We start from the raw sequence: 13,314 nt of genomic DNA on the forward strand, positions 1-13,314 counted from the left end.
ACATCAGGACGATTTCCGCAGTCCACCGACGACGACAGTGTTTGCGATCCGGTCATGGAGGGCTTGCTTGCGCGGATTGAATAATACCCAGAGAAAGCCCGCTCCACACATCGTGAACGTGAGGACGTAGCCCACCGTGCGCAAGACTGCTTGCCTGCGGGTCATCGGCTCGTGACTATCGGCGTCCACAATCCGCAATCGCACCACGCGCTTTCCCGGTGACGTGCCCCACACGACCCATAAAACACCGGTTACCAGTAGTGGGATGCATTGGGCCACGATCAGCCACAGGATGAAAGTCGCCGCGAGCGCATCGGGCGACAGCGGGATTTCTTCGGAGGACGGCCCTAACGGGATAAACAGAAGGATAACCGTCCACCAGATCGAGTCGATGAACAAAGCGCGGGCGCGCTCGGAATAAGTGGCGAGGCGCATCTCGGACTCCGGCGTGAAATCGTCTCACCGGTAGTGCGGCCGCCTTGCGTCGTTACCGTGCAGTGACATCCCTGGCTTGAACATCAACGGTCGCCGGGATCGAGTTTGCCGTGGAGGCCGACGTTGAGGCATCGCCCACGCCGTCTTTGAAAGACTTGACGGCACCGCCCAAGTCGGAGCCGACACTACGCAACTTCTTCGTGCCGAAAACAAGCGCAACGATCGCCAAAACGATAAGCCAATGCCCGATGCTGAGACTTCCCATATCACCCATCCATAAAGAGAAACGCTTAAATTCGAGCGGAATGCGCAATATTTACTTCACGACCCGCCCCACTAATGTCGTATTCTGTCATAAAAATCAATGGCTTATGTGACCCCGTTTCGCATCGAGACGCGGCGGGCGACAGGCTCCGGTGGCAACCTTTCGCCCCGCAAGTGCAGAGCGCGTCGGAAGGCTATCCCATGAGACCCGCAATTTGTTCCTCGAGATGCTGTAGCCCGGTTGTCGCAGGCTGCGCCTCTACGACGCCGAACATGTCGGTTCGGTTCGGCGACGGGTCTACGAGGAAGTTTCTCGGATGCTCGTTTTGTCGGTCCCGAGGAAGCATTGCCTCGGGCGGAACAACCTCGAAAGCGCTCCCGATGGCGAGAAACAGATCGCACGCGCGCATCTCTGCCCGAAGCCGATGGAGATTGAGATAGGCAGGGGCCGCCTCGCCGAAGAATACGACTCCCGGTTTGACGCCTTCGTGGTTTCCGCAAATCGGGCAGGCAGCCGCAGCGTCGAAATACAGCCCTTCTTTCGGAAACGCGAGATCGCACGCGGTGCACAACAACGAGTTCAAATCGCCGTGGAGGTGGATGACGGAGGTGGCGCCGGCTTTCTCGAGCAGGTCATCGACGTTCTGAGTCAGCAACTGGACGCGTTCGGCTCCCCACTTGTTCTGCCACTTGGCGAGGAGCTTGTGCGCGGCATTCGGCTCGGCGCCATGCTTCTCGCGAATGCGATCGTTGTAGAACTGGAAGACGGCCTGACGGTTCTTGCGCCATGTGTGGATATTGCAGACCTCGTCGACGCTGTTGCGAGTCCAGATACCGTCGCCTGTACGGAATGTCGATAGACCACTTTCGGCGGACAATCCCGCGCCGGAAAACACGTAGAGCTTGGGCGTCCTGTTATCCATATCTCGATGCTTGCGCCTTGCGCGATTCCGTAAGTTTCGTTGTGCGTCCGCCCTTAAAGCGTCGCTCCGAATCCAATCGACTGCAGAATTCGCGTCGTCATTTGATTCAGCCGTGCGCAGCCGTATCGAAAAATTCGAGCCATCGGCTCACCCGACCGTTCTCGACTGTGAAGATGTGTACCCATTCTGTCTCGAACGGTCTGCCCGTCGCCTTGACGACAGCGGCGACGAAGCCGATCACGACAATACGATCGCCAGCATCAATGAATTCGCGGGGCTCGAATCGGGTGATCTCTTCCGCATCGAGCAGGTCCTTGAAGAAGCGTTCAACCTCCTCGCGTGTTCGACAGCAGGTCGCGTAAGGCAGGCTCGACGGTCCGACGACCCGCCAGTCAACTACATCGGGAATCAAAGCCAACACGCCAGCCACATCGCCACAGGCAAAGGCGGCATACGCTTTCTTGACCACGTCTATCGCATTGGGCATGTCAACCTCCGAGCGGCTGTCTCATGTTTGAAGTGAGGCAACCCGGACTTGACGTCGACGCTCTGCCCCTCGAAATCATAGAAGCTGCCAATGCGCGATTCACGCTGCACTGCGACGCATGATAAGCCACGAAAACCCCCGGATCACGCGCCGCGCCGTCCCAAAGCGGTCACGCGCACGGACGCGAATCTTCAGCGCGTGCAACATTCGTAGCCTGCGCTCCCGCGTTGCCGCCTTAAGAAAAATGCGCGCAAACATGACACGCGCAAGGGCCGGAGCATGAGAGGCAAGTCTCCGCATGAGAGAGACGCACACGTACGCGATACGAGGAAGAACCCCCATGAAACCGGGAAAGAATGGACCGTGGACTCGGCTGCGTGGCCGACGGCGACTGCTGATCTCCGTCGTTGCGTTCGTCGCCGTACTGATCGCGATCGGCTCGGGCGCACTGCGGCATCGCATGGCGGACCAGCATCACGATCCGCTTGAGACCACGAGCATCGTCTATCAGATGCGGCAGGATCCGTCTCCGTGGGCACGCACCGAGAACGACGCCTCGCGCATGCTCACGGATATCCGCGAGAAGCGCGTGGCCGCGATCGGCGTGACGCTCGACGCCATCCTCGTGTCGACAAAAAGCGGCCTGCGGTACTTCGTCAGCGACCGGTTCGCGGTGTTCTCGCAGTCGTTGCTGCTCAATGCGATCAAGGGCGAAAGCGCGCCGGACTACCAGATCGCGTGGCTTCCGAACGTGTCCATCGGCGCACAGGCGGGCATAGGTCCGTTGCTCGCCGTCTTGCGTGATTCGGTCGTCATGCTCGTGTACGTGCTGATGCTGGGCCTTATGCTCTGGTACGTGCGCCGCGAAATGAAGGGTGACGCCACGCTGATCACCGCGCCACCCGACACGAGTTTCGACGACGTGATCGGCGCGGTCGAGGCAAAGGCCGCGCTCGAGGACATCAAGGCCTATCTGCGCGATCCGAAGTCGTTCACGAAGCTGGGCATCCGTCCGCCATGCGGCGTGCTGATGACGGGCGGTCCGGGGGTCGGCAAAACGCGGCTTGCGCAGGCGCTGGCGGGTGAGTGCGGCGCGCGCTTCATCGCGATCACGGGGAGCTTTTTCAGCGCGAAGTACTACGGCGTCGGCATTCAGAAGGTCAAGCATCTGTTCAAGACGGCGCGCAAGCATGGCCCGGTGGTGATCTTCATCGATGAAGCCGACGGGCTCGCCGCACGCACCAGCGGCGCGTCCGGTTCCGCCGACGCCGAAAGCAACCGCATCATCAATCAACTGCTCGCGGAGATGGACGGCTTCGAGAAGAACGAAGGCGTGATTCTCGTCGCCGCGACCAACTTCCCCGAGAATCTCGACGAAGCGCTCCGCCGTCCGGGCCGCTTCGATCGCATCGTGCCGGTGCGTCTGCCGGACGTATCGGATCGCGTGAAGATTTTCGAGTATTACCTGGGCAAGCTGCCGTCGTGTTCGACCGATATCGACTGCAATCAACTGGCGCGGCTGACGGTCGGCTTGTCGCCCGCGTCGCTGTCGATGATCGTCAACCAGGCCGGGTTGATCGCGCGCAGGCAAGGCGCGGGCATGGTGTGCGCGGAGCATCTGCGCGAGGCGGTCAAAGTCGCGCGCATCGGCGACGTGAGTCGTACGGAGAAGGCGCTCGACGCGGACGAAGTGCGTCGCGTCGGCGTACATGAAGCGGGGCACGGCATTGTCGCTGCGCTGCTGGGCGCCGGCGTGCTGGAGGAACTGACGGTGCTGCCGCGCGGCGGTGCGTTGGGCATGGCGCTCATCACGAAGCCGCAGGACAAGCACCTGTATCGCCGCAGCGAGCTGGAGAAGGAACTGATGGTGCTGCTCGGCGGCCGCAATGCGGAGTTGCTGGTGTTCGGCGAGGCATCGAGCGGCGCGGCGCAGGACTTGCAGGAAGCATCGCGCATCAGTCTGGAGATGGTGTCGCGGCTCGGCTTCGGACGCGAAGGCAATCTGTTCAGTCTCGCCGCGCTACCGCGCGAGAGCGCCGGACGGCAACTCGACGGTGCGATCGAACAGGCCAATGCGCTATTGAACGAGATGAACGAGCGCTGCTTCGACCTGCTCGCGCGAAACGAATCGATCCTGCGCGATGTCACTCTTGCGCTGACCAGGACCGAGACGGTCCCCGGCGCATATGTCTATGATCTCATCCGCGAGAGCGAAGTCACGCGGCCGCCCAAGCTGGAAGCGGTGTATTTCAGTGCCGCGGCCAGCGAGCGGGCTGCCGATGACTTGATGCCTTTCGCGGCTCCCGACGATGCCGTCAGAATCTGTACTTAAGCCGGACCTGTCCGCCGTTCTCAACCTCGTGCGCGGCAACGACCCCGTCGTACTCCAGACGCACATCGAGGCGCTTGGTCGTATACACCTCCACCCCGGCGGAGAACTTGCCTGCGACGTGCGCATTGGTGAGCGTATTGGTGAAGTTGCCGTAACCCGGGGCAGCGGCGAAGGACGCGTCGGTCGTGTAGCTATTGCCTGCAATGAAGCTGACCCCGGCGCCGACATAGGCGTCGACTGTCGCTGACCCGATCTGCGCACGCGTCCCGATCCGCAGATTCGGTGTGCCGCTCGCAATGAGGCTGTTCGCGCTCTTCACCTTCAGGTTCAGCGCACCCGCGCCGCTCTCCGTGTAGCCGGGGAGATTGACGTCGTTCAGATCGGCGTCGAGCGCCGGCTCAAGGTAGAAGCGGTCGAACGGGATCTGGTAGGCCGCGCGCAAGTGCAGTCCGAGCGTGTACGAATCGGGCGAGGCGGTCGCCACTGCGTTGGCGCCCGGGATGACGCGCGAGCTGTTCATCCAGCCGTAGCTGGCGTCCGCCGCACCGGTGAAAGTCCACGGCCCGACCTCGTGCTTCAGCGCGACGACGCCCAGAAGCGCATTGCCGTTGGCGCTCGTCAGGTTGTCGTTGCCGGTGAAGCGGTCGGTCTCGTAGCCGATGGCGCCGCCGAGGAACCAGCCGGGCTGCAGTTCGACCTGACCGCCGACCTTCATCGTCGAACCTTGCCAGCCGTAGCCCGGGAAAGAAGCGTCGGCGCTGCGATTTTCCCACATGCCCGAGGCGCGGAACCACACGCAGGAGCCCTGCTTTCTCACGGTGGTGTCGTCATCGGCGAAGACCGGGCAACTGAAGACGGAGCGCGCGAACGCCTGGCTCGCCTGGTAGCGGGCCGCAGCGATGCCGAGCAGTTCCTGGCCGGAGACGGCGGTCAGCGTCTGCGCATAGCCCGACGCGCTACCGACATTACCGAAGGCGCCGAAGATGGGTGCAAAGGCGGGATCGGCACTGTTCCACAGCCGGTCCAGGTTGGCTGCGACGCTCTGCTGTGTGGCCGAAGTACCCTTGCTCGCACCCACGAAATCCGCATCGGTCTTGATCGCGACGGTGTTGCCCTGCATCACTGGCGTGAAGCGGTAGACGGGCGTCGAGGTACCCGCGAGCGTCGCATCGGGCTGGATGCCGCCGGCCGCCGTCAGCACGGTGCTCGTACTCTTCAGATAGCTCACCGGGTCGACCTGCACCTTGCCGGCAAGCGCGGCGGTACCGGTAACATCGAGCAGATCGGATCGCTTGTTGGCCGGGTCGATCTGGACGTTCAGCGCGCCAGTCGGACTCTGCACGAGATTGCCGGTGAGCACCGTCTTGCCGACCGAGTTGGCGCCGCCGACTTTGAGCGTGCCGGCGTTGTTCACCGTGCCGCCTCCGACGTTCAGCTTGGTAGGTGTGTCGATCACGCCTCCGGCCAGATTGTTGACGACACCGCCGCTGCCAATGTCGATGTCGCCGGTGATCGTGCCGGAGTTGTTGACCGTGGTGCTGGCAGGCCCGCCCCCGTACACCGTGGGGTACGCCAGGATCGCGTATTTGCCTAGCGTCTGTATGGTGCCCTGGTTGGTGATGACGTTGTTATTGCCCCCAAGCAGACGGATTGCGGCAGCATCGCGATACTCCGGGTCCTGCCCCACCATCTTGCCCGTCGGGAAATTGGGATCGGTCGTGCCGCCTACGACTCTCGAGCCGGGCGCCAGGTTGATCGAGATGCGCCCGCCTGTCTGGCCGTCGCTCTGCGCCAGGATGCCGGCGGACCCGACGCCTGTCGCCATGACCGTGTCGTTATTCCTGACGTTGACGAAGACCGGGCCGCCCCCGCCCGCGCCACCCGCGCTGCCCTCTCCCATCACATTCGGCAAGTTGATTGCGTTGAAGTTGGAGACCACCAGACCACCGCCGCCGCCGATCGATTGCGCGAAGATCGCGGGCGCGTACCGGCCGGTCGTCACGACCTTCCCGCCGTTTGCCACGATGACGTTGACGGTGCCGCCATTGCCGCTGTTGGCGAATACCGCGTTGTTCGTAGCGCCACCGTAGCCCTGTGGGGCGGACGGGTCGCCGGCAAAGCCCCCGCCACCGCCGACCGATTGAGCGACGATCCCATACGCGCCGTCGCCGCTGGTGGCGACCGTGTTATTGGTGTCCACGACGAGAACGTTGCCGCCATCGCCCTTCGCGCTACCGGCGCCGGAGGTCGCGTTCGCGATCTGTCCGCCCACCACGAACCCGCCCCCGCCGCCGATCGACTGCGCGACGATACCGTGCGCGTCGAGTCCGCTCGTCGTCACGTTGCCTTCCGTGTTGACAGTGACGTCGCCGCCCTTTCCCGAACTGCCGTTCTGACCGCCGAAGCTCAATGTCACCCCGTAGACGTCGGCGAGCCGTCCCTGAGGATTCACGATGATTTTGGAGGGATCGAACGTCTCATCGCTGCTCGCGGTCGTCACGACACCGCCGCCGCCGCCGATGCTTTGCGCGAAGATGCCGACGCTGTGCTTGCCCAGTGTCGTGACCGTGCCGTCGTTGTCGACGCTCACGGTGCCGCCATTCCCGGCGCCTCCGCCATTGCCGCCCACGGCGACCGACAGGCTTTTCAGCGAACCGCTGATCGCCCCCGACATCGCGCCGTTGCCGCCACCGCCGCCTACGCTCTGCGCGTACACGCCGAACGCTTCCACCCCCTGCGTCTCGACTGCGCCACTCGCATTCTGCACGACACTCACCGCACCGCCCGAGCCGGCCGCGCCGCCGCTGCCGCCCACGGCGACCGCGGCCTGTACCTTCGAATCATTGTTCGACTTGCCGACCGAACTCGCCGCGCCGCCGCTGCCGCCGCCGCCGCCGACGCTCTGCGCGAAGATGCCGTGGGATTGCGCGCCATAGGTGCCGATCGCGCCGGTGTTGCTGGTGTTCACCGCGCCGCCCTGGCCACCCGCGCCGCCGTTGCCGCCGACCGACACGCCAACGCTGATCTGTGACACGGTGCCCAGAACTTTCGATACCCCATCCGGCTGAGTGAGGAGTTTTTCCAGATCGCCATAAGTCGCCTTGATTTTTTCGCCGACCACGCCGACCTGCAGAATGTTGTTGCCGAGGTTCTGCACATCCTGGTTGAGGCCGAGGCCCTGACCCAGAATGCCGAACAGGGTCTGGGCGTTGGAGATCGTGTCGAGGCCGCCGCTGCCGCCCGCGGCCGCCGCGCCCTTGCCGCCTTTGCCCCCGCCGCCGCCGACGCTTTGCGCGAAGATGCCTGTCGAGGCCGCGCCGCGGGTAACGATGTTGCCGTTGTTGGTCGTCGTCACCGTGTTGCCGTCGCCGCCGACGCCACCCTTGCCGCCGACACCCACGGCGATAGCATCCTTGCCGCCGCTGGCCGCAGCGGTACCGCCGCCGCCTGCGCCGCCGCCGCCGCCCACGCTCTGGGCGAACACGGCGTCCGAGCCGTCGCCGCGCGTCGCGATCGAACCGTCGTTGGTCAGGCCGACCGTGCCGCCCGTCCCCCCCGTTCCACCCGTTCCGCCCACCGCGATCGACGCGCTGAAGCTGGCTTTGGCGTTAGCCGCCGTTGCCGAGGCATCGCCCGTGCCGCCATTGCCGCCGCCACCGCCAATCGACTGTGCGAATACGCCGTGGGCGTCCTGGCCCAGGGTGGCGATCAGCCCGGAGTTTTCCAGCTTGACGGCGCCGCCCGTGCCGCCCGTGCCGCCGCTGCCGCCGAGAGCCACGGAGACCGACAGGGCCGCACCCTTGGCAGGCGACGCGGAGTAGGACGCGGCGGTTGCGTCGCCGCCCGTGCCACCGCCGCCACCAACGGATTGCGCGAAAACGCCGGTCGCGCTGTCGCCCGCCGTGGTGATCAAGCCGGAATTATCGAGCGTGACATTGCCGCCAGTGTTACCGGTCCCGCCGGCGCCGCCGATCGCGACGCTGACACTGATTGCAGGAATGTTGGGGCTGCCCGATGCGGCAACGGCACGCGCCGTGGCGCTGCCGCCGGAGCCGCCGCCGCCGCCGATGCTTTGCAGCACGACTCCTTCGGCATCCGAACCATACGTGGAAACCTGTCCCGTGTTGGTCAGCGAAACCGCGCCGGCCGCGCCGCCTCCGCCGCCTTGTCCGCCAATGGCAACCGAACTCGACAGAGGGCCGCCGACCGTGAACGCTGTAGCGTTGCCGCCATTGCCGCCACCGCCGCCGATCGACTGGGCCTTGATGCCGGCTGCGTGGTCGCCGTGGGTCGTGACGAGCGCGCCGTTGTCGACCGTGACCTGGCCGCCCGAGCCGCCACCGTGGGCATCCCCGCCGATCACCATAGTGATGAGCCCTCCGCCGGCCGACGTCGCGCTGCCGGCGTTGCCGCCCGAACCGCCGATGCTTTGCGCGAGTATCCCCGCGCCACCGCTCTGGTCGAGGCTGCCAAATACGCTGTTCTGGCCCAGCGTGAGTTTCACCGCGCCGCCATTGCCGCCCTGGCCGCCGTTGCCGCCGATCTCGAAACCCGCACCAACGGTGACGCCGCTGGCGTCGCCGCCGCTTCCGCCGCCACCGCCGATGCTCTGGGCGATCAGCGGGATGCTGCCTTCGCCCGATGTGCTGCCGACCGTGACGAAGGCGTGGTCCGAGTTCACCGTGACCGCACCGCCATCGCCGCCCGCGGCGCCTCCACCGCCCGAGCCGTTCAGCACGAAGCTGACACTGCCGCCATTGCCCCCGCCGCCGCCGATACTCTGCACCAGGGCGCCATGCGTATAGGGGCCGTTCGTTTTGATTGTCGCCGTGTTTGTCGCGTCTCCGAGGGCCAGCGAAGCGCTCCCTCCGGCGCCTGCCTTACCACCATTGCCGCCTTCACCCACGGTAGTGTGCTGGGCGCCGTCACCGACACCGCCGGCGCCTCCATTGGCCTGTACCAGCACCCCCTCGCCCCCGATCAGCCCGCCAGCAGACTGCCCTGCCGGAACACTCGCGGTGTAATCGATGGAACCAAGGACGGTGGCGCTCGCGCTGCCCCCATTCCCGCCGTTGCCGCCCGCACCACCCTCATTGCGGACGTTGCCGTCGATGGCGGTGCCACCTTCCCCGCCCGCTCCGCCATTGGCCTTGGCGGTTACGCCGCTGCCCGGCTGATTCTGACTGTTCACCGGTTGCATCTGATCGGAGAAAGCGATCTGGCCACCGCTGCCGAGTTCCGCGCTGGCTGTGCCGCCGTTACCTCCGTCGCCGCCGGTCCCGCCAAAACTGCCACTTCCACCGAACGCGCCGCCAGCGTAGCCGCCCTTACCGCCATCGGCATCGGCCTGCATCGGAAAGATCTGGCCTGTAGGGGTGCTGGCGGTCAGACTGCCGTTCTGATACGCAAGTGTCGCGGTACCGCCGGCGCCGCCATTGCCGCCCTTGCCTCCATGGCCTTCCACGACAAGATCAGCCGGAGTGGGCGAGTTACCACCTTCCCCGCCGGCCCCGCCCACGGCGGACGCTCGCAGGCCGACGCCATAGAACTGGATATTGCCGGAGGCGGTAAGCGTCGCCTGACCACCCCGCCCCCCTTGTCCCCCGTTGCCGCCATAGAGCGGCTGTCCGCCTTGGGTATTGGACTCGGCACCCGCTCCGCCGGTACCGCCATTGGCTTCCACGTCGAGCGCAACTTCCGGAAGGACACCTTTCGAGTCGGGCCCAACCGTGCCGCTGAACTGCACGGAGACCGCGCCGCCATTGCCAGCCGCTCCGCCGTTTCCCGTGTAGGCCGAGCCATTGGCGTCAAAACCGCCTTGTCCGCCGGCACCGCCGGCACCACCGTTGACGGACCATCCCGCTCCTATCGTGGGGCTGATGAAGGTCGGCGCGAAGCCCCCCTTCACCGTAATGCCGCTATTGACGCTGTTGAAGGAACCACCCGACTGGCCAGCGAAGCCATCCTGGCCCCTTCCGTTCCAGGAGCCGTCGTCAGCGCCTTTGCATCCCATCTGCCCTGAGGCGTTCAGGTAATACTGGGGAAGCGGCGCTGCGCCAAACGACTGATTGGAGAAGTTGGTCTGTGCAGGCGCCGAAGGCAGCGCGGGATTGGCGCTGCTGTTGCACTGGGCGCGCGCTGCGACCGGAACCAGCAGCGTAGCAAGCGACGCCACGGCCAACGCAACCACCGTCCGACGCCTGGCTCCGCAGCCATCCTCTACAAAAAGCGCCGACGTCACTGCCCGCGCGGACTCACAATTCGATGAATGCTTGAATATGTACACGATCTTCCCCAAACTGGTTTCAGTCTTTTTAAAAAAGACATCGAATTTGTCTGCGAGTCGCGCAGAGACTGGTTTTGCTAGCGATCCAGATCGATTGGAAAAACTCCGATTTCTGGATGCTTCGATTAACCGGAAGTCGGCACTGGCAAGTGACCCTTACGAAATTGAGTCTCGCCCAGTGTGATTAATCTTTAAATGTCGTCAATATATTGGCGGCGGCGGTTTTCTAACTTGATACAGGCTGTTGGAATGAGCTGATCCGCATTCTCAAGCGTCTTGCCGCGAAGCCCCACGTGGATCTGATCAGACTTGAGTCAATCAGCAGACGCCATGTTGCTACACGTCGCAACTAGACACATAAGCATGAAACGCAATAACGATTTAATATGATCGAACATTCTCATAAAAGCCAATATCGGTCTCATTACACAAGTTAAGCCCTGCCTGAGTTTGCGCCCAGGTTTTACCGTAGTTGATAAATACGGATGAGAAGACACCAATGCCGATGCACCCAATGCGCATTTGAAAAACACCAATCAATTGCGCGTATTCAGGATAGTGCTCGCGGTGAATTAGAAATTTATTAGTAGGATGGAACGGCAGGTATCGCGAGCCGTTCTTTGTTCAATTCAAGGCACTAGAGGTGAACCGTCAGCCCAGCTTGCAGACCGATTCAAACGGAATGTTCGATAAGGAGGCAGCGTCGCGCAAGCGGATCGCAGCCAGCGGGACTAAGTCCTTGATTGTGGTCCTAGGGCCACCTTCGAGTTGGACGACACGATGGAATGAAGAGCGACGCTGCTGTCGTGAAAGATCCTGAGGATGCCAGGATTCGGCCGACGTCTACGGCGTTCGTTGCTACGAAGTTCGTGTCATACACGGGCGGCATGACGATCCGCGCGTGAGCGGTCCCCGCCTACTCTATGCCTTGAAAATAGCTCATGCCGCCCGCGACCCTGCCAGAAATATCGAATTGTGGCAAAGAGATACCGATGGTCATAAAGCTCTCTCGAATTTTCAGTGGTGACTTGGGCGTTGCCTTGCGATGCAGGTCCACCAGGCGGATTGCTCCACCGTACTGGATGATCCGGCCATCGGGCGAGCGGATGACTGCGTTGTGAGCTTTCAGGCTATTTGGCAGGACGCCGAATCTTCTCCCGGCGCCCTCGACCAGAAATGCGCGCGCCTGAGCTGCGGCGTGGAGCAACGCGCTTCCGCTGTCTGCAATGGCGTGGCGAGCGGCGGTGAGTCCATCCGTGTGAATGTCAACCCGCCTTGAACACGGAAAATCTGAAAAATAGAATCGGATGGCGATGTCGTCGAAAAAACCACCGGGGACTCAGATAACATCCGCCGTGTATAAAAACTTTGCCACTTTTTGAATCAGGCACCGCATGACCAACGGACGAATAAAGACAATAACCAACTCCATTAGCGCATGTCCCATCTGGCCGACACAGACCGCTCAGAAAGTCGGCCAGATGATTGACGAAATCAAGCAGGCCAACGCCATCATGAGCAACATTTCAGCGACTGCGCAGCACGATGCAGTCAAGGCTGGCTTTGCTGCTGAAACCTTTCATGGAGAGGGATTCAACATCAGCGCTTTTTCGAAATCGGCATAAAACGCCTGCGAGAGATACAGGTACTTCAACGCGTGGCGCGCGGCGACGCCGTTACCGACGACTTGCTGCGTGGCATCGAGCGTGAGTCTGAAGTTCTTCTCGACGTGGTTGTCGAGCGCGACATTCATCGCGAGCGAGGTGATCATGCCGCCCACCAGACTGCCGACGAGCGCGGCCGCCGGGCCGCCCAGCGCGCCGATCGCTCCGCCCACCGAAGCGCCAACCACGGCCCCGCCGGTTTGGAGGACATTTTTGCCGGTGCGTGTCTCGCGTTCTTCGCGCGTCATCTTGCCCGCCGCGAATAGCACGATGCATTGCACGAGATCCACCGCGCAGATGGCCGCACCGGCGACCGTCCCGGTGGCGAAGCTGCTCTGGAAAGCCGGGCCCGCGAAAAGCTGCGGAAGCGCGCGCGCGGTCATGCTGACGCTGGCGGTCGCGACACCGGCCTTCAGCGCGCTGTCGCCGGCGGCGATAACTGGAGTCATCTGGCCGCCAATGAGCAGGGCATCTTGGGTGTTCATTACGCCAACAGGCATGAAGAAACGATGCTTCGAGTCGGCCGTTATATTTGCCGGGCTAGGGCCTGAGAGTCGCTACTGTTGTCGGCGGGCAGAAAGAAGAAGACGCCCGACCGCGGTTATGTGAAAGTACAAGGGTTTCCGCTGAGCTTCCAGGTTTGATACTCAAACTGCTCTGATGATCTCAACGGCAGCAGGCGCGGATTTCCTCTACTGTCACTAGGAATACCTTAAAGCCATTGCTTTACTAATCGTATTCTCAATTGCTACTACCAACATGGGGTTCCGCAGAGATTCTCTAAATTAGACTAACGCAATCGATTGCCAGGATCGTACAGGTGCAACGTTAATTGAACGACGCGGAAACACGGCGCAACGCGACGAATGACGATCCGAAATACCTGCGTCGACGACTCGCCGCTCGCAAGCGCCGCACTGCCT

8 protein-coding genes are annotated in these 13,314 nt (G+C 63.0%); 1 reads left to right on the plus strand and 7 read right to left on the minus strand.

Annotated features, from left to right (window positions below; all coding sequences use genetic code 11):
- Window positions 1-3: 3 nt before the first annotated feature.
- The 4 genes from IAG25_RS02755 to IAG25_RS02770 all read right to left on the minus strand — a co-directional run bounded on the left by IAG25_RS02755 (window position 4) and on the right by IAG25_RS02770 (window position 2,109).
- Complete coding sequence (locus IAG25_RS02755; RefSeq protein ID WP_187603404.1) at window positions 4-435, minus strand: RDD family protein; 432 nt, start codon at window positions 433-435, stop codon at window positions 4-6.
- A 52-nt stretch (window positions 436-487) separates the two neighbouring features.
- Window positions 488-700: a Sec-independent protein translocase subunit TatA gene (tatA, locus tag IAG25_RS02760; protein WP_187603725.1), complete on the minus strand. Its 213-nt coding sequence runs from the start codon at window positions 698-700 to the stop codon at window positions 488-490.
- A gap of 193 nt (window positions 701-893) precedes the next feature.
- Window positions 894-1,622 carry an SIR2 family NAD-dependent protein deacylase gene (locus tag IAG25_RS02765; RefSeq protein ID WP_187603405.1) on the minus strand — a complete coding sequence of 243 codons (729 nt, stop codon included), beginning with the start codon at window positions 1,620-1,622 and terminating at the stop codon, window positions 894-896.
- A gap of 106 nt (window positions 1,623-1,728) precedes the next feature.
- Window positions 1,729-2,109: a nuclear transport factor 2 family protein gene (locus IAG25_RS02770; protein ID WP_187603406.1), complete on the minus strand. Its 381-nt coding sequence runs from the start codon at window positions 2,107-2,109 to the stop codon at window positions 1,729-1,731.
- A gap of 340 nt (window positions 2,110-2,449) precedes the next feature.
- Between IAG25_RS02770 and IAG25_RS02775 the strand changes: the two genes are divergently transcribed.
- Window positions 2,450-4,441 (plus strand): AAA family ATPase, encoded by a 1,992-nt coding sequence (locus tag IAG25_RS02775; protein ID WP_187603407.1) that lies wholly within the window; start codon window positions 2,450-2,452, stop codon window positions 4,439-4,441.
- Here the strand turns inward: IAG25_RS02775 and IAG25_RS02780 are convergent.
- The 3 genes from IAG25_RS02780 to IAG25_RS02790 all read right to left on the minus strand — a co-directional run bounded on the left by IAG25_RS02780 (window position 4,425) and on the right by IAG25_RS02790 (window position 12,840).
- Window positions 4,425-10,631 (minus strand): autotransporter outer membrane beta-barrel domain-containing protein, encoded by a 6,207-nt coding sequence (locus IAG25_RS02780; RefSeq protein WP_309243911.1) that lies wholly within the window; start codon window positions 10,629-10,631, stop codon window positions 4,425-4,427. The genes IAG25_RS02775 and IAG25_RS02780 overlap by 17 nt on opposite strands.
- A 1,012-nt stretch (window positions 10,632-11,643) precedes the next feature.
- On the minus strand, window positions 11,644-11,934 hold the full coding sequence (locus tag IAG25_RS02785; protein ID WP_187603409.1) for a hypothetical protein: 291 nt from the start codon (window positions 11,932-11,934) through the stop codon (window positions 11,644-11,646).
- A 372-nt stretch (window positions 11,935-12,306) separates the two neighbouring features.
- Window positions 12,307-12,840 carry a hypothetical protein gene (locus IAG25_RS02790; protein ID WP_187603410.1) on the minus strand — a complete coding sequence of 178 codons (534 nt, stop codon included), beginning with the start codon at window positions 12,838-12,840 and terminating at the stop codon, window positions 12,307-12,309.
- Between the last annotated feature and the right edge of the window lie 474 nt (window positions 12,841-13,314).

It is taken from the genome of Caballeronia sp. EK (assembly GCF_014384845.1).
Lineage (GTDB): Bacteria > Pseudomonadota > Gammaproteobacteria > Burkholderiales > Burkholderiaceae > Caballeronia > Caballeronia jiangsuensis.

What these genes read in the sequence shown, in the direction of transcription:
- IAG25_RS02765 (WP_187603405.1), bottom strand. Translation starts at nt 1,622, where the DNA reads ATGGATAACAGGACGCCCAAGCTCTACGTGTTTTCCGGCGCGGGATTG.
- IAG25_RS02755 (WP_187603404.1), bottom strand. Translation starts at nt 435, where the DNA reads ATGCGCCTCGCCACTTATTCCGAGCGCGCCCGCGCTTTGTTCATCGAC.
- tatA (WP_187603725.1), bottom strand. Translation starts at nt 700, where the DNA reads ATGGGAAGTCTCAGCATCGGGCATTGGCTTATCGTTTTGGCGATCGTT.
- IAG25_RS02770 (WP_187603406.1), bottom strand. Translation starts at nt 2,109, where the DNA reads ATGCCCAATGCGATAGACGTGGTCAAGAAAGCGTATGCCGCCTTTGCC.
- IAG25_RS02790 (WP_187603410.1), bottom strand. Translation starts at nt 12,840, where the DNA reads ATGACTCCAGTTATCGCCGCCGGCGACAGCGCGCTGAAGGCCGGTGTC.
- IAG25_RS02775 (WP_187603407.1), top strand. Translation starts at nt 2,450, where the DNA reads ATGAAACCGGGAAAGAATGGACCGTGGACTCGGCTGCGTGGCCGACGG.